The organism is Bizionia hallyeonensis (assembly GCF_042657385.1).
Classification (GTDB): domain Bacteria; phylum Bacteroidota; class Bacteroidia; order Flavobacteriales; family Flavobacteriaceae; genus Algorimicrobium; species Algorimicrobium hallyeonense.
This window is the reverse complement of record NZ_JBHSLA010000005.1, coordinates 166,398-189,018: the sequence shown is the minus strand read 5'-3', so window position 1 is coordinate 189,018 and position 22,621 is coordinate 166,398. Positions and strand designations below refer to the sequence as shown.

Annotated in this window: 15 protein-coding genes and 1 tRNA gene; 7 read left to right on the top strand and 9 right to left on the bottom strand. The window is 36.0% G+C overall.

The features are described 5' to 3' along the window. Window positions 1-43 precede the first annotated feature (43 nt). Window positions 44-421 (bottom strand): four helix bundle protein, encoded by a 378-nt coding sequence (locus ACFPH8_RS12760; protein WP_376861490.1) that lies wholly within the window; start codon window positions 419-421, stop codon window positions 44-46. Window positions 422-553: 132 nt separating this feature from the next. Further along, window positions 554-1,231 carry a GTP cyclohydrolase I FolE gene (gene folE, locus ACFPH8_RS12755; protein ID WP_376861488.1) on the bottom strand — a complete coding sequence of 226 codons (678 nt, stop codon included), beginning with the start codon at window positions 1,229-1,231 and terminating at the stop codon, window positions 554-556. 202 nt (window positions 1,232-1,433) lie between these two features. On the opposite strand from folE, the gene ACFPH8_RS12750 reads away from it, so the two are divergent. Continuing rightward, the gene (locus tag ACFPH8_RS12750) at window positions 1,434-9,428 is read left to right on the top strand and encodes a T9SS type B sorting domain-containing protein (RefSeq protein WP_376861486.1); all 7,995 of its coding nucleotides are present in this window, start codon (window positions 1,434-1,436) and stop codon (window positions 9,426-9,428) included. A gap of 568 nt (window positions 9,429-9,996) precedes the next feature. On the opposite strand, the gene ACFPH8_RS12745 is transcribed toward ACFPH8_RS12750, so the two are convergent. Together ACFPH8_RS12745 and ACFPH8_RS12740 are read right to left on the bottom strand one after the other, a co-directional pair. After that, on the bottom strand, window positions 9,997-11,520 hold the full coding sequence (locus ACFPH8_RS12745) for an OmpP1/FadL family transporter (RefSeq protein WP_376861484.1): 1,524 nt from the start codon (window positions 11,518-11,520) through the stop codon (window positions 9,997-9,999). 29 nt (window positions 11,521-11,549) lie between these two features. Then, window positions 11,550-12,593 (bottom strand): hypothetical protein, encoded by a 1,044-nt coding sequence (locus ACFPH8_RS12740; RefSeq protein WP_376861482.1) that lies wholly within the window; start codon window positions 12,591-12,593, stop codon window positions 11,550-11,552. Between the two features lie 99 nt (window positions 12,594-12,692). Here ACFPH8_RS12740 and proS point away from each other — a divergent pair, with 99 nt between their 5' ends. The 3 genes from proS (at window position 12,693) to rpsT (ending at window position 14,677) form a co-directional block, all read left to right on the top strand. Continuing rightward, window positions 12,693-14,171: a proline--tRNA ligase gene (gene proS, locus ACFPH8_RS12735; protein ID WP_376861480.1), complete on the top strand. Its 1,479-nt coding sequence runs from the start codon at window positions 12,693-12,695 to the stop codon at window positions 14,169-14,171. A 157-nt stretch (window positions 14,172-14,328) separates the two neighbouring features. Further along, window positions 14,329-14,400 (top strand) — tRNA-Glu (locus ACFPH8_RS12730). A gap of 25 nt (window positions 14,401-14,425) precedes the next feature. Beyond that, window positions 14,426-14,677 carry a 30S ribosomal protein S20 gene (gene rpsT / locus ACFPH8_RS12725; protein WP_248398289.1) on the top strand — a complete coding sequence of 84 codons (252 nt, stop codon included), beginning with the start codon at window positions 14,426-14,428 and terminating at the stop codon, window positions 14,675-14,677. Between the two features lie 160 nt (window positions 14,678-14,837). On the opposite strand, the gene rho is transcribed toward rpsT, so the two are convergent. Continuing rightward, window positions 14,838-16,502, bottom strand: a complete 1,665-nt coding sequence (gene rho, locus ACFPH8_RS12720) for a transcription termination factor Rho (RefSeq protein ID WP_376861477.1) — start codon at window positions 16,500-16,502, stop codon at window positions 14,838-14,840. Window positions 16,503-16,704: 202 nt separating this feature from the next. Here rho and ACFPH8_RS12715 point away from each other — a divergent pair, with 202 nt between their 5' ends. Continuing rightward, window positions 16,705-17,115, top strand: a complete 411-nt coding sequence (locus ACFPH8_RS12715; RefSeq protein ID WP_248398294.1) for a DUF4293 domain-containing protein — start codon at window positions 16,705-16,707, stop codon at window positions 17,113-17,115. 56 nt (window positions 17,116-17,171) lie between these two features. Here the strand turns inward: ACFPH8_RS12715 and ACFPH8_RS12710 are convergent, their stop codons facing one another. After that, window positions 17,172-17,663, bottom strand: a complete 492-nt coding sequence (locus tag ACFPH8_RS12710) for a metallophosphoesterase family protein (protein ID WP_376861475.1) — start codon at window positions 17,661-17,663, stop codon at window positions 17,172-17,174. A 106-nt stretch (window positions 17,664-17,769) separates the two neighbouring features. On the opposite strand from ACFPH8_RS12710, the gene truA reads away from it, so the two are divergent. Next, window positions 17,770-18,519: a tRNA pseudouridine(38-40) synthase TruA gene (gene truA / locus ACFPH8_RS12705; protein WP_248398297.1), complete on the top strand. Its 750-nt coding sequence runs from the start codon at window positions 17,770-17,772 to the stop codon at window positions 18,517-18,519. Then, window positions 18,509-20,281, top strand: a complete 1,773-nt coding sequence (locus ACFPH8_RS12700) for an ABC transporter ATP-binding protein (protein WP_376861472.1) — start codon at window positions 18,509-18,511, stop codon at window positions 20,279-20,281. The genes truA and ACFPH8_RS12700 overlap by 11 nt, the downstream gene beginning before the upstream one ends. 7 nt (window positions 20,282-20,288) lie before the next feature. On the opposite strand, the gene ACFPH8_RS12695 is transcribed toward ACFPH8_RS12700, so the two are convergent. Genes ACFPH8_RS12695 through folP form a run of 3 tightly spaced genes read right to left on the bottom strand, consistent with a single transcriptional unit; the run spans window position 20,289 to window position 22,600 of the window. Further along, window positions 20,289-21,074, bottom strand: coding sequence for a diadenylate cyclase (locus ACFPH8_RS12695; RefSeq protein WP_248398303.1), 786 nt, complete (start codon window positions 21,072-21,074; stop codon window positions 20,289-20,291). Window positions 21,075-21,108: 34 nt separating this feature from the next. Next, window positions 21,109-21,774: a hypothetical protein gene (locus tag ACFPH8_RS12690; RefSeq protein WP_376861470.1), complete on the bottom strand. Its 666-nt coding sequence runs from the start codon at window positions 21,772-21,774 to the stop codon at window positions 21,109-21,111. A 4-nt stretch (window positions 21,775-21,778) separates the two neighbouring features. Further along, on the bottom strand, window positions 21,779-22,600 hold the full coding sequence (folP, locus tag ACFPH8_RS12685; RefSeq protein WP_376861468.1) for a dihydropteroate synthase: 822 nt from the start codon (window positions 22,598-22,600) through the stop codon (window positions 21,779-21,781). Between the last annotated feature and the right edge of the window lie 21 nt (window positions 22,601-22,621).

The window sequence follows — 22,621 nt, the reverse complement described above, 5'->3', positions numbered from 1 at the left end:
GTTTGGTGTTTGTCGTAGAGTTGTTAAGTTGCTTTATTTTCGGCTAGAAAAGTATATTTAAAGAATTCAAAAAATGATTTCTTAGTGCATTAATTTTATGGGTCATTGATTCTAGGTCTAATCTCATATTTTTATAATTGTCTTCTGAAATGAAATCTAATTCTTTTGAAATTATAGTTTGGTTCAATAATTCAAGCGAAGAACTATAAGCAATCGTTGTAAAACATGCTTTATATTTATTAGTTAATCTGGTTGTACCTTCGGCAATATTCAATGGCACCGAAACAGAACAGCGTCCCATTTGGGAGATAAGTCCAAATTTTTCTTCGGAAGGATATAAATCTGTTATTTTATAAGTTTTAACCGCTAATTGAATCGCTTCTTTCCAAACATCTAATTTTTTAAAAAAATATATATACATGATTTTTATGTATTTCGTTTAGTTATTTTCTTGTTTAGCGCTTCGAGAAAAAATTTGATAATTAGAGGTTTTTTAACTAACTTTTATATCATTGAACAGGCAACTCCACAACAAACAACTTTACAACTAACATTAAAAGGCAGTATCCAATTTAATATAATCTAAAAACTCACGTCGCGTTCCTGCTTCTTTAAATTTTCCACCAAATTCGGCAGTAACAGTACTACTTTCCGTATCGCGAATCCCACGTGAATTGACACATAAATGCTTCGCATCTATAACGCAAGCAACATCATCCGTATTTAATACGTTTTGTAGTTCCTTAACAACCTGAATGGTTAAGCGTTCTTGTACTTGTGGCCGTTTTGCAAAATAATCAACAATTCGGTTCATTTTAGATAACCCAACAACGGTTCCGTTAGAAATATATGCTACATGGGCTTTACCCACTATTGGTAACAAATGATGTTCGCAGGTTGAGTATACCGTAATGTTTTTTTCAACAAGCATTTCACCATACTTATATTTATTATCAAAGGTTGAAGCACTTGGTTTTTTATTCGGATTTAAACCGCCAAAAATTTCATTAACAAACATTTTGGCTACGCGGTTTGGCGTGCCTTGAAGGCTGTCGTCTGTTAAATCAAGACCGAGTGTTTCCATAATATGGCGCACATCTTCTTTAATAATTTTTATTTTTTCTTCTGAATTTAAAACAAAAGCATCGCTTCGTAATGGTGTGTCAGCCGATGTTCCTACATGGTCATCTCCAATGGCATCAAAATCAGCTGTATTATCATTAATTTTCATTATTTCGAAATAAATAGGTTTTTAATCTGCAAAGATAAGGAATTCCATTTTTTTGATAACTGAATTAACAAACAATTAATTTCATACAAAAATTGGTAAGGTTTCCTTAAATTTTTCTTAATTTACACCACAAAATTTAAATGTATAATAATCCTAAGCTTTTAGATCTCCCCTCTATGGTCAAGGATTTAGTTAAAATCTCATGAAAAAGATAATTACTTTAGTCTGTTTTTTATTAGTTAGTACCACTTATGCGCAGCTTATTGCCATAGATGATGTGGTTACGGCACGTGCAGATAATCCAAACTTTGCATATGCTGCAGGAAATGTTATTTTTGTTAACGATTATTTTAATGGAACCGCTCTTAATTCTGGTACATATGGAAACTTTACGTTTACAGAAACATCAGCTGCTTCAAGTTTTGTGAGCTTAACATCGCTAGCTCCTGGAACACCACCTATCATTCGAATTGAAGCCAATACACCGCAAGGTATTTATTATATTACCTACCAGATTTGTGAAAACGCCAATCCAACAAATTGTGATACCGCTGAAATTGAAATTCGGGTTTTTCCAGCAACTATAAGTGCTGGTTCTGGGTCTTCTGAAATGACTATCACAGCGAGTTCTGGTAACGTAAATTGTGGCGGTAATGTGTGTATTACAGATCCATTTTGTTTGGATCGAAATACGGGAACCATTCCACCTTTAACGTTAACAGCAGACTACACGGTGGTCGGAGAATCTAACAGCTACGGTGTTAGATCTATTCCAGTAAATCCGCCTTTTTCATTTGGCGAAACGGCTACGGATACACCTTTAACTACTGATGATGACTGGAGTGGTGTTCAAAATTTTATTTTCGATTTCGAGTTTTACCAACAAAATTATAATAGTTGTGTGCTGTCAACCAATGGTGCGGTTAGTTTTGACTTGAGTAATGCCGGAAATGATCATTATTGGACGCCACAAGCCGGACAATTAATACCAAATAATACGGATGCAGCATTAAGAGATGGTAATATATTTGGTGCCATCCATGATATGTATCCAGTTGCAAATAATGGAATTGATCCTACAAGTTTTAAAACGACTTACGCGGTCAAAGGTGAAGCGCCGTTTAGAGTATTTGTATTTAGCTTCTTTAACCTGGGACAATATGGAACAGGATGTTGGGGAGCAACGAGAACCTCCCAAATGATCATGTTTTATGAAACCACAAATATCATTGAAACCTATATATTTCAAAAAGATGTTTGCTCTAATTGGGCTGGTGGAAGAGCAGCTATTGGGATTCAAAATAATGCGGGTACCCAAGGTATTGCGCCTCCAGGCAGAAATACGGGTGTTTGGAATGTTCCGTTTACAGCTCCAGAAGCTTGGCAGTTTTATCCAAATGGCACACCCATTACATCCTTTCAGTGGTTAGCGGAGGATGGTACGGTGTTAGGAACAGATCCTGCAAACTTAACAGTAACACCAAGTCAAACTACTACATATATTGCACAAGTTACGTATACGGATGCCATAACAGGAGTCGATTATATAGCATTTAAACCTATTACAGTGGTCGTTCAGCCTACACCAGCCGTTACGGTTACCGCAAGTGCCGATGTATGTGATTCAGGTGATGCTGTATTTACTATTACTGGGTCAGAAAATGATGTGGTAGAATACAATATTAATGGAGGCGCAACACAATCCGTTATGCTAGACGCAACGGGAATTGAAGTTATTACGCTTACGGGAATTACAACCACTCAAACTATAAACTTGTTATCGGCAAATAACTTGAATTCTGTTTGTGGTGGTGCAGTGGCTTTATCAGCAACCGTTACCGTAAATACAACACCAACTGTAGATACCCCAGCAGATGTAACCGCATGTAACGATTATACCTTACCAGCATTAACAGTTGGTACGTATTATACAGCTACAGGAGGTCCAACAGGAACAGGAACAGTATTAAATGCAACGGATGTTATTACAACCACGCAGGATATTTATGTTTATGCCGAAACTGCAACAACACCAAATTGTTTTGATGAACATATGTTTACGATTACTATAGATAGTTGTACATTATCTGTAACCGCAACGGCTGATATGCCGTCCATTTGTAATGATGCCGGAGTAGATGTAACCTTAACAGCAACGCCTTCACCGGCAGTAGCAGTAGGAAATTACTCGTATAGCTGGAATGTTCAAGGTGATGCAACGGTGTTAGGAACGAATCCAACCTTGGTTTTATCGCCACCACCGGCGGCAACAACAATTTATGAAGTTACCTTAACGGATGATGGTCTTACAACGCCAAATGATACAGCAACGAATACAGTAACCGTAACCGTTAATACAACACCAACAGTGGATGCACCTGCTGCTGTTACTGTTTGTGATAGTTATGTTTTACCAGCACTGACTAGTGGTGCTTACTATACGGCATCTGGAGGTGGAGGAACGGTTTTAAATGCAGGCGAATCGGTAAGTACAACGCAAACAATCTATGTATATGAAGAAACGGGAACGACACCAAATTGTTTTGATGAGAATAGTTTTGTAGTAACCATAAATGATACACCGGTTATAGATAACCCTGCCGATATTACCGTCTGTGATAGTTATGTATTACCTGCATTAACTGGAGGTCAATATTATAATGGAGCAGGAGGAACTGGCGGTATTATTGCAGCAGGTACATCTATTAATGCCTCACAGACCATATATGTGTATGCTGAAACAGCAACAACACCTAATTGTTTTTCTGAAAATAGTTTTGTCGTAACAGTAAACAACACACCAACAGTCGATGCGCCAATAGACGTAACGGCTTGTAATGAATATGCGTTGCCAGCTTTAGCAAATGGAACTTATTATTCAGGGCCTGGTGGAACAGGAACTGTTTTAAATGCAGGCGATTTAATAACCTCAACGCAAACTATTTACGTATATGCCGAAACAGGAACAACACCAAATTGTTTTGCAGAGAATAGTTTTGTAGCAACTATTGATGTTTGTACCATTTCTGTAACTGCAACTGCAGATACACCTGCTATATGTAATGATGCTGGAGCAGATGTGACGTTAACCGCAAACCCTTCACCTGGAACAGCAGTAGGAACATATAGCTATAGCTGGACTGTTCAAGGGAATGCTACGGTTGTAGGCACCAATCCAACACTCGTATTGTCGCCGCCACCAGCAGCAACAATCACGTATGAGGTGACGTTAACAGATGATGGCTTAACAGCACCAAACGATACAGCAACAAATACCGTAACTGTCGTTGTAAATATAACGCCAACGGTTGATGATCCAGCCGATGTAACGGCATGTGATACCTATGTTTTACCAGCTTTAACGAGCGGAAATTATTTCACAGGATCAAATGGAACAGGAACAGCTTATAATGCAGGCGATACTATTTCAACAACTCAAACTATTTATGTGTTTGGTGAAACAGCAACTACACCTAATTGTACAGATGAAAACAGTTTTGTTGTAACCATTAACAATACACCAACAATCGATGATCCAGCTGATGTTACTGCTTGTGATACGTATGTATTACCAGCTTTAACAGGTGGACAATATTATAATGGTACTGGAGGAACTGGTGGAATTATTGCAGCTGGAACAGCTATCAATGCTTCACAAACTGTTTATGTATATGCAGAAACAGGAACAACACCAAATTGTTTTGCGGAAAATAGTTTTGATGTCACTATTAATACAACACCTATAGTTGATGATCCATTAGATGTCATTGCTTGTGATAGTTATACACTTCCAGCTCTAACAAATGGTTCGTATTTTACAGGAACTGGAGGAACAGGAACAGCTTATACTGCTGGAGAAGTAATTACAAGTACACAAACAATTTATGTGTATGCTGAAACAGGTACAACACCAAATTGTTTTGCAGAAAATGATTTTGAAGTGACTATTAATAATACACCAAATGTTGATAATCCAGCTGATGTAGTCATCTGTGATTCTTATACGTTGCCTGCCTTAACCATTGGAACATATTATACAGGTCCTTTAGGGACTGGAACGGTATTAACTGCAGGTCAGTCCGTTACTACCAGTCAAACCATTTATGTATATGCAGAAACAGGAACAACACCAAACTGTTTTGCAGAAAATAGTTTTGATGTAACCATTAACCCAACACCTCTAGTTGATGATCCTGCCGATGTTACGGAATGTGTTACCTATACGTTGCCAGCATTAACCAATGGAGCCTATTATACAGGGGCAGGAGGAACTGGAACTGTATTAATGGCAGGACAGAGTATTACAACCACACAAACAATTTATGTGTATGCTGAAACAGGAACAACACCTAATTGTTCAGCAGAAAATGATTTTGTTGTAACCATCAATCCTTTGCCAACTATTATTGCACCAGCGCCATTATTTGCTTGTGATGATAATGTGCCAGATGGTATGACCGAAATTGATTTAACCGTTACGAATAACGAAATTACTGGGAATAACCCCAATTATATTGTAACGTATTATAATTCCGCTGCAGATGCTATAGCAGGAACACCTCAAGTTACACCATCGGCAACAGCCTATATTGGAACGGATGGTGAAATTGTACATGTTCGTGTTGAAGATGCAACAACAGGATGTTTTGATACAACCACATTAACACTGAACGTAGTAAGTGCACCAGCTGCTAATACACCAGCAGACTTGCATTACTGTGATCCAGATAATGATGGTTTAGGAACATTCGATTTGTCAGGTATTGCAGCACAAGTTACAACAGACCCAGCATTAGAGGTAACATTTCACTTAACACAACAAAATGCCATTGATGACGTATTGCCATTAGGTACAACACTATCAAATTTATTAGGTCAGATTATTTACATCCGAGTGGATTATGCAGGAGCAACTACCGATTGTCCAACAATCGTGCAATTATTATTAGTAGTAGATGAAACACCTGTGATTGACGAAAATCTAGATCCAATTGAATTGTGTGATGATGCCGTGGCAGATGGTTTAACAGAATTCGACTTAACCATCAGAAATGCAGATGTGCTGATGGGCTTAAATCCAGCAGATTATACGGTTACCTATTATGCAGATCCAGCGGATGCCGATATAGGGATAACAGCGCCTAGTTATATTGGAACTCCAGCCGCATACACAAATACAATTCCGGATTTACATACAGTAGGTGTTCGTGTAGAAAATAATACAACCAACTGTTATACAGTTACGACTTTGGATTTAATTGTGAATCCATTGCCTGTTCCTGAAACGACAGCTGCAGCACTATTTTTAACCATCTGTGATGATACCGTTGATAATGATGGCTATGCGGAATTTGATTTAACAGTTCAAGATGCTTTAATTACAGGTGGAAATACCAACTGGTCTGTAAGCTATTTTGAAACAGCTGCTGATATTCCCGCCAATCCAATTCCAGATTTTACAGCTTATACAAACACAAGTGTTAACGGCTTACCACATAACCCGCAAACATTATTTGTTTTAGTAACCAATGGAACAACAGGTTGTACCAATACGTCAACCTTAACACTTGAGGTGTCTAATGTGCCAACACCAACACCAACGGCTAACATCACACCATTAGAGGAATGTGACGATGATAATGATGGTTATGCTATTTTCGATTTACAATCAGCAACCATAGAAATAGATAATGGTGAAGGAAATAACATTACCTATCATGGAACCTATGAGAATGCATTTGATGGCGTAAATGAATTACCTGATTTTTATGAAAATAATGATGAAGACATCGACATTGTTTATGTAAGAGCAGAAAATCCAACAACCGGTTGTTTTACAATTGTTGAATTAACGTTAATTGTTCAACCAACACCAGTCGTACCGTTAACTATTGATGACTATTCGGAATGTGACGATGATTATAATGGTATCACAGCTTTCGATTTAACAACCATGGATGCCGTAATCTACGGAACACAAAATCCAGCTGATTATGTGTTAACGTACCATGAGTCTTTAGCAAATGCTCAAGCCACTCCTGGAATTAATCCAATAGTTCAGCCGCAATTATCAAATTATGTTACGGCTGATAGAACAATATACGTGAGATTAGAAGGCGCAAATGGGTGTATCACGACGGGTCAATTTAATTTAGTGGTTAATTTACCACCAACAATTGCTTCCGAAGATGGTTTATTTGAAATTTGTGATGACGATATAAGTAATGATGGTTTTGCAAGTTTCGATTTAACAAGTCAAGATGATATCATTACTGGTAACGATGCTACATTAAGTGTAGATTATTATGAAACCATGGCCGATATTATGTCTGGAACACCAATTCCTGATTATACGGATTATACCAATACATCAGTAAATGGTTTACCGCATAACCCACAAACCATTTTTGTAACGGTTACTGAAACAACAAGTGGTGATAGCTGTTATGCAGTTACAACCTTAACACTAGTTGTAAATACCTTGCCAACACCAAATGATGTATTACCAGATTTAGAATTATGTGATGACAATAATCCCGGTGATTTAGAAGAAGAATTTGATCTTACACAGAATGAAGCAGCTATGATGAATGCGTTTAATGAAACGGTAACGTATCATACCACAATGGCTGATGCAGAATCTGGGAACAATCCAATTCCTGATCCAACCATGTATCCTAATGAGAGCTCAACACAAACAATTTATGTACGTGTTACAAAAACAGGTGATCCAGCAGATCCTGCTGATTTAGGAACAGGTTGCTATACCATTGTAACCTTTGATATTATTGTAAATCCATTACCGGATACACCGGCTTCAGTTGAAGATATCATAGCTTGTGATGATCCGTTTGATGGTGTTTATACGTTCGATTTAACGCAAAGAGAGTTGGATATTTTAGATGGTCAGAGCACCACTGATTTCAATGTAACATACTATACAACATTGGCAGCTGCAGAAGCTGGTACAGGAGGTATAGCGAATCCATCTGCATTTCCAAATACGGTTAATCCACAGGAGATATTTGTTAATATAGCTAATAGAACTACCGGTTGTGATATTGCTACTGTAAGTTTCTTTGTTATTGTTCAGGAAGCAGCTGTGGCAAATCCGGATAATAACCCATTGGACTTTGCATTATGTGATGATAATATGGAGTTTGATAACGATCCAACAAATGATTCTGTTGGTTTTGATTTAGTATCACAAAATCCTTTGGTGTTAGATGGTCAAAATCCAACAAACTTCACGGTTTCCTATTATACATCTCAAACAGATGCAGATTTGGCAACCAACGCAATAGATACGAGTGTGCCTTTTGAAAACACCGTGAACCCACAAGTTATTTATGTGCGTGTGGATAATGATACAACGGTTGATGATATTTGTTATGATACCACTACTATGACCCTTATAGTAGATCCTATTCCAGCGTTTACGTTAGAAGATTCGTATACATTATGTATTAATACAAATGGAAGTGAAGTTGTAAATAGTCCAATTTTAGATACAAATCTAGATCCTAGTCTGTATACATTTGAATGGACTGAAGCGGGCAATCCAACTACCATCATAGGAACAGATTCTAGTTATGCACCAACGATGGGTGGTACTTATACAGTACTGGTTACAGATATAAATAATTTGTGTCCAAGTATGTTAACAACAGAAGTTATAGTTAGTTCGCCACCAGTTTTAGTGGCAGAGGTAACAACACAAGCTTTTGCGGACAACCATGTTATTGTGGCTACGGCTTCAGGTGATGGTTCTGCAATATTTGAATTTAGTATTGATAATGGTCCATGGGTTAGCAATGAACCAAATACTAATACATATACCTTCACAAATGTCTCCATAGGCGAACATATTATTAAAGCCAGAGATATTAATGGTTGTGGAGAAGCAAGTGAAACCGTATTGGTATTAGATTATCCACTTTTCTTTACACCTAATAATGATGGTGATAATGACACTTGGCAAATTTCAGGTATAACCTCATTAGAAAATGTGAAAATCTATATATTTGATAGATATGGCAAATTAGTAAAACAATTAAATCCAAACGGACCAGGTTGGGATGGAAATTATAATGGACAACCATTACCATCAAGTGACTATTGGTTTAGTATAGATTATAAAGAGCCGTCTGACGAAGCTATGAAACAATTTAAAGCGCACTTTACCTTAAAGCGTTAGAACAACTAATTAACCAACCGTTAAAAAGGCTAAACTTTTATAGAAATATAATTGTTTAGCTTTTTTTTAGGTCTGTTGTGTAGTAACAAAAGAATCAATCTCGCGCATTGGTATCAACGTGATGTATAGAACATATATACATTTTAGGATGTTAAATTAGAATGGTATAATTATATTAGGATTTAATTAATAACCTGTATAGCTATTTCAGGACGGAGTTTTTATATAGCTAGTGTATGGATGATGTATGGATGATGTATGGATAGTATATAGATGATGTATGGAAAAATAGTATTTTCTTACAAATACAAAATCGTTACGCTTTTTAAAGATTGCTGAAGGTTTTGTGTTAGCCAACCTAGAACCCCTAAGGGTATAATATTATAAACGAATTAATCCTAACGATGTACTTAATAAAACTAAAGTTTTCAAATACGTGTATGTTTTGAATATCACAATTTATAATCGAATAATTTATACTCTATGTCATTCCACAAAAAAAAGCCTAATACATATATTAGGCTTTTTTTTGTAACTAAAGTATAACTTATTTAAAACGATTTTTACTTTATAAATTGAAACTTAATGTCAATGTTACATTGGAATTACGTCTGTCAATATGCGCTCGGTCAGTTAATCCTACGCTATATAATTGGGTCTCATTTGTTTGATTAGCTTGGTCGTACGTTAAGTCTAATTTAGTAGAATTTCCAAAGTTATAGCCTAAACCAAGAGAGTACCCCGATAAATCACCTTCAAACGAGCCATTTTTATAAGGGCTTTCTTCAAAACGATAACCAGCTCTTAAACTTAATCGATTTAATTTATATTCGCCACCAACTTTATATGTAGATGCTGTAGTTAGTAAGTTACTCATTCTATTATTCTCCGATCTAAAATAAGGGTCAGATGAAGGCTTAAATTTAGTGCTACCGTAATCTCGTAACGAGTAATCAAAACTTATTAAACCAAAGTTTCCAAAAACATAGGCTAAACTACCTGTAAATTTCCCAGGGCTTTGCAACCTATAACTTGGATAGATATTAGTAATATACGGATTAACGACCTGTGAGACAGTGTCACCGCCGTCTTGTCTTACTGTGGAAACATATTGCGATGATTCCTCATTGATAGTAAACCAAGTTGGGGAGTTGTAACTTAAACCAGCTCGTAAACTTTCAGTTACTTTATAAATAGTACCTATTTGAAATGAAAACCCGGAACCTGATGTGTAAATATTATTTTCAAAACGCACCCTATTTACCGTCGAGCCTACATTGTCATTGCTTTCATACAAGTACGTTGATCGATCGTAGTTTATAAAATGAGAATTTAAATTCAGTCCTAGATATAATTTTTCACCCAACTGTGCACCTGCATTAAATGTAAATTTCCCATTGTATCCGCGTGATGCATAACTGTACTCCTGGTAATACTCGCCCGGAGCAATGTTGGACGCGTAAATGGTATTATCATCATCGTTTGTTAAAGGTTCTAGAATATATGATTCATACCCTAAAAAAGCTTGTTGATTACCATAGCCGTAAGTACTACCTATTTCTCTATAGGCTTGAGAATAACTTTCATCTGGAAAAGCAGAAATTTCGTCAAGTCTTAAGCCATTGGCATAGCCTTCAAAATAGGAACCGATAGAGCGATTTTGGTTATTCCCAAAAGCAAACCAATTATTATCGTAGTCACTTATCTTATCATAAGCCGCGGCAATAGTGAACTTTTTCAAAATGGAGTTTGGGTTAGTATTATTAAACACAAAAGCGGCTCCAGTCTGATTTAAATCAAAATTTGACTCGGTTGATTCGCTGTAACCATCATAAAAACTAGTTTTATTTTTGGTATATATATTAGATAAAGACATAGAGATATGTCCTGAAGTAAAAACAGCAGAACCTGCAGGGTTAATACTAATGGCACTCATGTCGCCACCTAAAGCACCGAATGCACCACTTAAAGCTCTATATCTTGCCGTCCCTTGAACATTATCTTGCGAGTATCGTAAGGCGTCAGAAATATCTTGAGCGTGGATTAAGGACGTGCTCAAAATGGCCATAGATAGTAGGAGTATCTTTTTCATATAACAATTTTTTTCTTTTTAATTATGGTTTACAGTCCACCACCACGTCTTCCGCCAGAACTTCGTACACCACCACCTGAACTACTGCGACTTCCGCCAGTGCTCATTGTAGGCGATGAAGATCTTCTAGGCGTACTAAAGGAATTATTGGTTCTTGGTTGGGTTGTTGTATTTGTTCTTACACGAGGTGTGTTATTTGTATTGGTACGAACACGAGGTGTGTTATTCGTATTGGTCCGAACACGCGGTGTGTTGTTAGTATTTGTTCTTACACGTGGTGTGTTGGCGTCCACTCGAGGTGTACGAGTGCGAACCTCATTATTGGAGCGCGTACTTCTAGGTGTTGAATATGTAGATTGCGTTCTGCTTCGTCTAGTAACGTCACCATTAGTGGTGCTTCTTCTGGCTTGCGCGTTATAAATACGATCAGAATCATAGTACCTAGAACTTGCATAACGTCTTGAATTGTTCGCATACACTGAACCTCTTCTTCCGTTTACATAGGCTACATTATTTCTGTAGTAATAACCACCTCCGTAATAAGGCGGATAGTAACCACCGTAATAAGGAGGGTAATATCCACCATAATAAGGTGGGTAATAACCATAGCCACCGCCGTACCAAGGACTGTAATATCCGCCATAGCCCCAGCTACCATAACCATAACCATAACCAAAACCAAAAGGAGAATAGTATGGACTGTAAAAACCACCGCTATTATAAATATTAACGGAAACACTAGAGGACTCTTGACCCCAACCAGCGTATGATTCTCGTTCAACTTCTAATGAATCATTTTCTACATATTCGCCTTCATAATCATCTACATCTGTAAAAACTTCATTTTCAGAATATAATTCTAATTCAGAAGATTTTTCTTTAAAATAATTTTCATAATACGTACTGCTAGCATTATTAGCTTCTACGTAAGTTTCTGGTTCAACGGAACTGGAACTGTAAATTCCATCACTATCGTCCACTTGTTGGTAGGTACCACAAGCCGTCACTAAAAGCAAGCTGCTTAAAATAGCTATTGTGGGTATTTTTTCTGTAAAGTAGTTTTTAAAGGACATATCTCTTAATTTTATTGTTGAACATAACAAAAATAGTTAGTTTTGCGAAACTATTCTTATATTTAACATAGTCGCAATATTTGTGCCAAAATCCTGTATATGAGCAAAAAACTTACAAGTAGAGAAGAAGACTACTCCAAATGGTACAACGAATTAGTTGTTAAGGCGGACTTAGCAGAGAATTCAGCCGTACGTGGTTGTATGGTAATTAAACCTTATGGGTTTGCTATCTGGGAAAAGATTCAAGCCGAATTAGACCGAATGTTCAAAGAAACGGGTCACCAGAACGCTTACTTTCCCTTATTTATTCCTAAAAGTTTGTTTGAAGCCGAAGAGAAAAATGCCGAAGGGTTTGCTAAAGAATGTGCCATTGTTACTCATTATAGATTGCAAAACGATCCAGATAAACCAGGGAAACTCCGTGTTGATCCAGAAGCAAAACTAGAGGAGGAGCTTATTGTAAGACCGACTAGTGAAGCTATTATTTGGAATACCTACAAGGGTTGGATTCAATCCTATAGAGATTTGCCAATTCTTGTAAATCAATGGGCCAACGTTGTACGTTGGGAAATGCGTACACGTCTCTTTTTAAGAACAGCCGAATTTTTATGGCAAGAAGGACATACAGCGCACGCAACAGAGGCGGAAGCAATTAAGGAAGCAGAATTAATGAATAATGTCTATGCAACCTTTGTTGAGAATTTTATGGCTATACCAGTTATAAAAGGTATTAAAACCGATAGCGAACGTTTTGCAGGTGCAGTTGAAACCTATTGTATTGAAGCTTTAATGCAAGATGGGAAAGCTTTACAAGCGGGAACATCTCACTTTCTAGGACAGAATTTCGCAAAAGCGTTTGATGTTAAATTTGCAACTAAAGAAGGAAAGCAAGAATATGTTTGGGCAACATCTTGGGGTGTGTCAACCCGATTAATGGGGGCGCTAATTATGACGCATAGTGACGACCATGGTTTAGTTTTACCACCTAACTTAGCGCCAAATCAAGTCGTAATTGTACCAATTTATAAAACAGATGAGCAATTAGAAGAAATTACAACACTCGTTAATGTAATTATGGGTGAATTGCGCTCAAAACGTATTACCGTTAAGTTTGATGATAGAACAACCTTTAGACCAGGCGCTAAATTTGCACAGCACGAATTGCAAGGTGTACCATTACGTATAGCTATTGGGCCAAAAGATCTTGAAAATGGAACTGTGGAGCTAGCCAGACGTGATACCTTAACTAAAGAAGTAATTGCTATAGATAATCTAACGGCTACTGTAGAAGGTTTAATGGAAGAAATCCAAACGGCATTATATACAAAAGCATTAAATTATAGAGATTCACATATCACAGAAGTAGAAGATTTTGAAACGTTCAAAACTATTTTAGAAACAAAAGGCGGATTTATTTCGGCTCATTGGGATGGAACAGAAGAAACCGAAGCAAAAATAAAAGAAATTACAAAAGCTACCATTCGATGTATTCCTATGGAAGTTGACACGCAAAGTGGTGATTGTGTGTACTCTGGTAAGCCATCCAAACGACGTGTGCTGTTTGCAAAAGCGTACTAATTGAAAATATTTTTAAAAAAGTTCAAATAGTTGTTGCAACATTTAAAAATAGTTGTATTTTTGCATCCGCAATGGAAACATTGTGAGTTATTTTGTCAAACAAAAGGCTTGCAAGTTTAAATATAAAAATTTATATTTGCACACTCAAAAACAAAATGGCCCGTTCGTCTATCGGCTAGGACGCATGGTTTTCATCCATGTAAGAGGGGTTCGATTCCCCTACGGGCTACAATTTTTAATAAGAAAAGAAACAAATGGCAAATCACAAGTCAGCGTTAAAGAGAATTAGAAGTAACGAATCTAAACGTTTAGTTAATAAATATAAGCATAAGACAACGCGTAATGCAATTAAAAAATTGCGTGACACGACTGATAAGAAGCAAGCTCAAGAATTGTTTGTTGATGTATCGTCTATGATTGATAAATTAGCGAAGAAAAATATTATACATGCTAATAAAGCTGCCAACTTAAAGTCTGGTTTAGCTATGCATATAGCTTCTTTATAAGTAAAGAGGAAAAGTTCATATATTAAAAGCTTCTCTTCGTGAGAAGCTTTTTTTATGGTGAAAATTTAAAGTTGAAAAGTTAAATCCAGTTTTGTTTATAAATAAAAATGCCTTGAGAATTTCTCAAGGCATTTTTTAGTATTATTCAGTAATGCAGATTTTAACCATTCATAGAGATTAAAAACTCCTCATTATTTTTAGTTTGTTTAAAACGTTCGTTGATAAACTCCATAGCTTCAACAGGATTCATATCTGCTAAGTATTTACGCATTACCCACATTCTTTGTATCGTTGTTTCGTCTAATAAAATATCATCACGACGCGTGCTTGAAGATGTTAAATCAATGGCAGGGAAAATACGACGATTCGATATTTTTCTATCTAATTGTAGCTCCATATTACCAGTACCTTTAAATTCTTCAAAGATAACTTCATCCATTTTAGATCCTGTTTCTGTTAATGCCGTAGCAATTATCGTTAATGACCCACCATTTTCAATATTTCGAGCCGCACCAAAGAAACGTTTTGGTTTGTGTAGCGCATTAGCATCCACACCACCACTTAATATTTTACCAGATGCTGGTTGTACCGAGTTGTAGGCTCGTGCTAAACGTGTAATGGAATCTAATAAAATAACCACATCATGTCCGCATTCTACCAGACGTTTTGCTTTTTCTAAAACAATGTTAGCAATTTTCACGTGTTCATGCGCTTCTTTATCAAAGGTAGAGGCAATAACTTCTCCGCGAACATTGCGTTGCATGTCTGTTACTTCTTCTGGACGTTCATCAATTAAAAGAATCATTTGGTAAACCTCTGGGTGATTGGCTGCAATGGCATTTGCCACGTCCTTTAATAACATGGTTTTACCAGTCTTAGGTTGTGATACAATCATTCCACGTTGACCTTTTCCAATAGGCGAAAACAAATCCATGATTCGTGTTGAAATGGTACTTTGCTTTTCTGCTATATTAAATTTTTCTTGCGGAAATAGCGGTGTTAAATGCTCAAAAGAAACGCGGTCTCTTACCACTTCTGGACTTTGACCATTAATGCGAATAACTTTTATAAGTGGAAAATATTTTTCACCCTCTTTTGGGGGTCTTACATTTCCTAAAACCGTATCTCCTACTTTTAAACCAAATAAACGAATTTGCGATTGGGATACATAAATATCATCAGGAGAGGATAAATAGTTGTAATCGGATGACCGTAAAAAACCGTAACCATCTTGCATAATGTCTAAAACACCTTCACTTTCTATAATAGCATCAAACTCAAAGTCGGGTTCTCTGTAGCGATTCCGTGTGTCTTTATTACCGTTATTCTTTTTGTCGTGTTTCTGGTTTTGAGTCCGATTATCCTTTTGCTTATCATCGCGCGTATTGCCATTTTTGTCATCACGTTTCTGTGGCTGATTTGACTTTGGTCTCGGGTTAGGTTTGTTTTGTTTTTGAGGCGTTTTAGACTTTTCTGGAGCAGGTTTTTGTGTGCTGCTTTCTTTTGTACTGTCCTTACTAGAATCTTTTACACTGTTTTGAGCCGTAGGTTCTTTTGTGCGTTCTGCACTAGGTTTGTTTTCGCGAGCAGGTTTCTGTACGCGTTTTCTAGGTGCTTTTTCAACAGGTTTTTCTGTTGGGCTTTCAGATTTTTTTTCAGAAGGAACAACTTCTTTTACCGCTTTTGGGTTGGCGGCTTGTTGGTCTAAAATTTGATAAACTAAATCTAATTTTTTTAATGAACGATATTTTGGAACGTTCAGTTTTTGAGCTATTTCCTGTAATTCAGGTAGCTTCATTGCTTTTAATTGAGATATTTCAAACATTGATGTTGAATTGAATGTTTTATTTTAATGTTGTTAAGTTGAATGATTCCGAAGAAAAATTGATCTTATTTTTTTGAAGAATTAATGCCTTACAACTCTGATAGTTGCAAATCATTACTGCAATTATACAACTTTATTTTCTTTTTTTTAGTTTAATTTTAAAAGAAACTGCTATTTTTGCTCTGGATAAATTAGATAATTAATGCTTCAAAGAATTCAAACTTTATATTTGTTATTGGCTGCTGTAGTTTCAGGTGGTTTAATTGGTGTGTTTGAATTATGGACCACGCCAGAAGATGTAAAAGTGTTTGCAATGGATATTAATTACATTGTAATTATGTTTATTGTATCGGCAGCATTATCGCTTATCTCCATAACAAGATTTAAAAGTAGGAAGTCGCAATTTATGTTGGGACGACTGAACATCATATTAAACTTTATTTTACTAGGATTATTTGTGTATCTGTCTCTAAACTTATCTGGAGAAACGGTTGTTTCTGAGAAGGGTATTGGGATTTTTCTTCCAATTGTTTCTATCGTGTTATTGGCATTAGCTAATAAGGCCATCAAAAAGGATGAAGATCTTGTAAAATCTGTAGATCGATTACGATAAACCTTTCATCTTAGTAGTATTAGTGCGTGAGCCCAAGGTGAAGATCTTGGGCTTTTTTATTTCTTAAATTCAATAACCTCTAAATTTTCAATTTTTTTCCCATCAATTGTAAAACGTAACATGGTGCGTACTTGATGAAAACCGTGTTTGCCTATGGCACCAGGGTTCATATGTATTAAATTGAGTTTTTTGTCCGGCATGACTTTTAAAATATGCGAGTGACCTGAAATAAAAATACGGGGCGGATTTTCCTTGATCATCTCCCGAACCCTAACATTGTATTTATTTGGATAACCACCAATATGGGTTATCCAAACATCAACATCTTCGCACATAAAGCGGTTGTCTAATGGGAATTCCATCCGGGCTTTTTCATCATCTATATTGCCATACACGGCTTTTAATGGTTTTAACGCTTTAATAGCATCGGTAACTTTTAAGTCGCCAATATCACCAGCATGCCAAACTTCATCTGCTTGTTTTACGTATTTTAAAACGTCATCATCCATATAACTGTGGGTATCGGAAAGTAGGAGTATTTTTGTCATGCTTACTTCCCAGGAATATGGGAGTCTCTTTTAATTTAACTTTTATTTGAAATTTCAAGAACGATTAAAATTCTATCTTTGCGTTTTACAAAAATAGCATAAACCATTGAGATATTTTATAGCGCTTTCATATAACGGAAAAGATTACCATGGCTGGCAAAATCAGCCTAATGCTATTTCAGTTCAAGAGGTTATTGAAAAAGCGTTGTCTACATTATTAGGCCAAGAGACACCTATTGTGGGAGCCGGAAGAACCGATGCAGGAGTGCATGCCAAAAACATGTTCGCGCATTTTGATACAGATGTTGTTTTTGAAAACGAGAATCTGTGTTACAGACTCAATGCGTTATTGCCTAAAGATGTAGCTATTCAGCATATATTTCCTGTAGCACCGGACGCGCATGCGCGTTTTCATGCTACAAGTAGAACCTATTTATATAGAATAGCTTTAGAGAAAAACGCTTTTAATTTTGAAAGCGCCTATTTTATAAAGCAAAAATTGGATATTCCAAAGATGCAAGCAGCGGCCGAAAGTTTATTAAACTATAAAGATTTTCAATGCTTTTCCAAAACAAATACCGATGTAAAGACGTATAATTGTACTATTATGAATGTGCATTTTGAACAGGTAGACGATGAATTACACTTTACCATTCAAGCCGATCGGTTTTTGCGTAATATGGTTCGGGCCATTGTCGGCACTTTAATAAATATTGGGTTGGGAAAAATTAATGAATCCGACCTACACACTATTATTCAATCTAAAAACAGACAAGAAGCAGGCTATTCCGTTCCAGCTCACGGTTTGTATTTAATTCATATTTCGTATCCAGAGACGATAAAAAATGGCAACTAAAACAGATAATAAATTATTAGATACCAATCTCCTTAAAAAGCTTGTGAAGTTCATGAAACCTTACAACAAGGTTTTTGTAGGTGTTCTTTTTGTGGTTATTTTATTAGCACTTCTAAGTGCTGCAAGACCATATATTTTACAGCAAGCTATTGATAATAATATAGCCACGAAAACCTTGGAAGGGTTTCTGCCTTATATTCTATTAATGGCAGCTTTATTATTGTTTGAAGTTATTAGTCAGTTGCTGTTTATATTTTATGCTAGCTGGTTAGGGCAAACTGTTGTTAAGGATATTCGGGTAACGCTATTTAACCACATGCTTCGTTTTAAAATGAAGTATTATGACAACTCGTCGGTAGGTGTTTTAATTACTAGAGCCGTAACGGATATGGAGCGAATTGCGGCTATTTTTGGCGAAGGTTTATTTATGATTTTCCGTGATTTGTTAACCATGATAGTCGTTTCAGCTGTAATGGTGTATATGAATTGGCAGTTGAGTATTATTGTGTTTTTAATGCTGCCTTTGGTTTTATATGCCACACGAATTTTTCAGAAGTATATGAAAAAGGCTTTTGAGGAAGTGCGTACGGAAGTTTCCAACCTAAACTCTTTTGTTCAAGAGCGTGTTACAGGCATGAAAATTTTACAGCTATTTACGCGAGAAGACACAGAATATAAAAACTTCAAAATAATAAATGAGCGTCATAAACAAGGTTGGCTAAAAACCGTTTGGTATAACTCTATATTTTTTCCAATTGCCGAATTATCATCATCTATTACCATAGGTTTAATAGCCTGGTATGGTGGTTTAAATGCCGTTGTGGATGATACCGCAACATTAGGAGATTTAACAGCATTTATCATGATGATTCCTATGTTATTTAGGCCATTGCGCCAAATAGCTGATAAATTTAATACCCTACAAATGGGGATGGTTGCTGCCAATCGTGTGTTTAAAGTTTTAGAAACCACCTCGCAAATTGATGACACAGGGACGCAAGTTGCCGCTCATTTTAAAGGCGATATTCAATTTGAAAAGGTGCACTTTAGTTATGTTTTAGATGAAGAAGTGCTTAAAGGAATTTCTTTAAATGTAAAAGCAGGAGATACCATTGCTATTGTTGGAGCAACAGGCGCTGGAAAGTCAACCATTATCAATCTATTAAATCGCTTTTATGAGATAAACAAAGGCGTTATTAAAGTTGATGGTACCGATATAAAAGAATTCACATTAGCGTCTTTAAGACAACAAATTGCTGTGGTTTTACAGGATGTATTTTTGTTTGCGGATACTATTTTGAGCAACATTACTTTAAATAATCCAAGTATTACAGAAGATGATGTCATTGAAGCCGCTAAAGCAATCGGGATTCACGAATTTATTATGACCTTACCTAATGGGTACCATTATAACGTGAAGGAACGTGGCGCTATGTTATCATCTGGGCAGCGCCAACTGATTTCGTTTTTACGGGCCTATGTAACCAATCCGAGTATATTGGTTCTGGATGAGGCTACATCGTCTGTAGATTCTTATTCTGAACAACTAATTCAAAATGCGACAGATAAAATAACCAAAAACAGAACATCCATTGTTATTGCACATCGTTTGGCAACAATTAAAAAAGCAGATCAAATTATTGTTATGGACGCTGGAAAAATTGTAGAACAAGGAACGCATTCTGAACTTTTAGAAAAAGAGAATGGATATTACAAAAATTTACACGACGTCCAATTTGCTAAAGAAGAAGAGGTAGCTTAATTCTGAATTATGTTAAGTCTTTTCTAATCAATTCAATTAATTCATCCGTGTCTTCAAACCTAATAAACTCACCATCCTTAAAATAGGCAATTTGACCCGTTTCTTCGCTAACAGCTAATGCTAAAGCATCTGTTTTTTCAGTAATTCCTACTGCAGCTCTGTGACGTAAACCAAAACGACTTGGTAAAATTTTATCATTGTTTACCGGTAAAATAACACGAGTGGCTTTAACAATATTATTCGAAATAATAATAGCACCATCATGAAGCGGGCTATTTTTAAAAAAAATACTTTCTATAATAGGTTGCGTTACCGTAATATTCATAGCATCACCTGTGGTAGTCAGGAAATCCAAATTATTATTGTGTTCTAAAACAATTAAAGCTCCCGTTTTAGACGAACTCATTTTAATACAGGCCGAAATAATAGTTTCCACATCCGTTTCATTTTCAGTTTCCGTTTTTAAAAACTTAAATTGCTTGAAAAATTTCCCGCGTTTACTGAAATTAGTGGACCCTACCATAAGTAAAAACTTTCTAATTTCCTGTTGGAAAACGACTATTAAAGCAATTAGTCCAACACTCATAAAACCACCCAAAATCTTGCTTAACATTTTCATTTGTAAGGTTTCAGTAACCAAAAAAATGAGGTAGATTATAACAATACCGATAAAAATGTTGATAGCAACTGTGCCTTTTACCAATTTATAAACGTAGTAGAGTAGTGCTGCTACAAGAACAACATCTATAATATCTATAACGGTAAATTTTAATAGGTCGTCAAAAATTTCCAAAGGCTCGTGTTTTTGTAAATGTAAGAATTATAGATTAATAAATAAATTCATTGTTATCAACTATCAAATCTTCAGAAGTCACTGAAATCAAAGCCGATTTCAAACTAATATAATCTTGAAATGTTAAAGATTCAGATAGGTGAAGAACGACTGGTTTTGATTTGAAAAGTGAATCCGTTTGCAAATCAGAAACCAATTTCTGTAAATTTCGTGTTTGTTCAGAATCTGCAAGCTTGATAAGTTTTAAAGATTCTATTTGAAGGTTTATACTAGACGTTTTCAAATCATTAAAAGCTTTTTTTGTGGAAGCTACTGAATCTTTTAAATGATAATAAACATCTGTAAATTCTATAAAACCTAGATTTTTAATACGCGTATCATTACAGGAATAATAATTTTTGGCATCTTCGTTTTTATGTAATTCAGAACCGCGTTTTTTGTTTTGAAGAAATTGAATTTCGGGAATCAGTTGTTTTAAAGTCAATCGCTTATCCACATTTACTAGCCAATTCGTGGAAATGATTAAATTTTTTCTATTTAGCTCTACCCCATTTACAGCCGTAGAATCGTAAAATAAATATGCTGGAGACACATCCAAAACCTCATGAACGTGGGCTTGTTGTACTTCAGGGAGTAAAATAACCTTGTCAGAACTACAAGCAACGACAAGTAAAGGGATTAAAAATTTAAAATATTTCATAAGTTTAATTCAATTCATTTGTTAGTTTAATGCATTCCATGGCTTCTTTTACATCATGAACCCGAAGGATGTTGGCGCCTTTTTGCAAGGCAATTGTATGCAACACAGTTGTACCATTCAAGGCGTTGTTGGCCGTGCTTTCTAATGTTTTATATATCATAGACTTTCTTGAAACACCTACTAATAGGAGTTTTTCAAGCATTTTAAAATGTTCTAAATGATTTAAAAGCGTAAAGTTTTGTTCCCGTGTTTTAGCAAAACCAAAACCAGGATCGATTATAATATCTGTAATTTGATGTTTTTTTGCCGCGGATACACGTTCAGAAAAATAAAATAATATGTCTTTTACAAGTGCCTCGTATTCCGTTAAGGTTTGCATAGTTTGTGGTGTGCCACGCATGTGCATCATAATGTAAGGAACTTGCAGTTTACCCACAACTTCCAGCATTTGATTATCCAACTTACCAGCCGAAATATCATTTATCAAAGCAGCTCCTGCTGAAATACTTGCCATAGCAACTTCACTCCGAAAGGTATCAACAGATAGTAAAATATTTGGAAATTCAGTAACAAGGGCTTGAATTACTGGAATTATCCTATTTAACTCTTCCGTTTCACTTACAAAACTAGCATTTGGTTTAGAACTATAGGCACCAACATCAATAAAGGTTGCGCCTTGGTGAAGCATCGTTTCCACTTGAGAAAACACCTCGTGTTCGTTTTTATATTTTCCACCATCAAAGAAAGAATCTGGTGTTAAATTCAGTATTCCCATGACTTTTGGTGTAGCTAAATCAATTAGGTTTCCTTGGCAGTTAATGGTCATATCAGGGTATCTGGTTTATAG

Bases quoted from the DNA above. Each gene is read 5' to 3' on its own strand.
- ACFPH8_RS12760 (WP_376861490.1), bottom strand. From the start codon at position 421: ATGTATATATATTTTTTTAAAAAATTAGATGTTTGGAAAGAAGCGATT.
- folE (WP_376861488.1), bottom strand. From the start codon at position 1,231: ATGAAAATTAATGATAATACAGCTGATTTTGATGCCATTGGAGATGAC.
- ACFPH8_RS12750 (WP_376861486.1), top strand. From the start codon at position 1,434: ATGAAAAAGATAATTACTTTAGTCTGTTTTTTATTAGTTAGTACCACT.
- ACFPH8_RS12745 (WP_376861484.1), bottom strand. From the start codon at position 11,520: ATGAAAAAGATACTCCTACTATCTATGGCCATTTTGAGCACGTCCTTA.
- ACFPH8_RS12740 (WP_376861482.1), bottom strand. From the start codon at position 12,593: ATGTCCTTTAAAAACTACTTTACAGAAAAAATACCCACAATAGCTATT.
- proS (WP_376861480.1), top strand. From the start codon at position 12,693: ATGAGCAAAAAACTTACAAGTAGAGAAGAAGACTACTCCAAATGGTAC.
- rpsT (WP_248398289.1), top strand. From the start codon at position 14,426: ATGGCAAATCACAAGTCAGCGTTAAAGAGAATTAGAAGTAACGAATCT.
- rho (WP_376861477.1), bottom strand. From the start codon at position 16,502: ATGTTTGAAATATCTCAATTAAAAGCAATGAAGCTACCTGAATTACAG.
- ACFPH8_RS12715 (WP_248398294.1), top strand. From the start codon at position 16,705: ATGCTTCAAAGAATTCAAACTTTATATTTGTTATTGGCTGCTGTAGTT.
- ACFPH8_RS12710 (WP_376861475.1), bottom strand. From the start codon at position 17,663: ATGACAAAAATACTCCTACTTTCCGATACCCACAGTTATATGGATGAT.
- ACFPH8_RS12700 (WP_376861472.1), top strand. From the start codon at position 18,509: ATGGCAACTAAAACAGATAATAAATTATTAGATACCAATCTCCTTAAA.
- ACFPH8_RS12690 (WP_376861470.1), bottom strand. From the start codon at position 21,774: ATGAAATATTTTAAATTTTTAATCCCTTTACTTGTCGTTGCTTGTAGT.
- folP (WP_376861468.1), bottom strand. From the start codon at position 22,600: ATGACCATTAACTGCCAAGGAAACCTAATTGATTTAGCTACACCAAAA.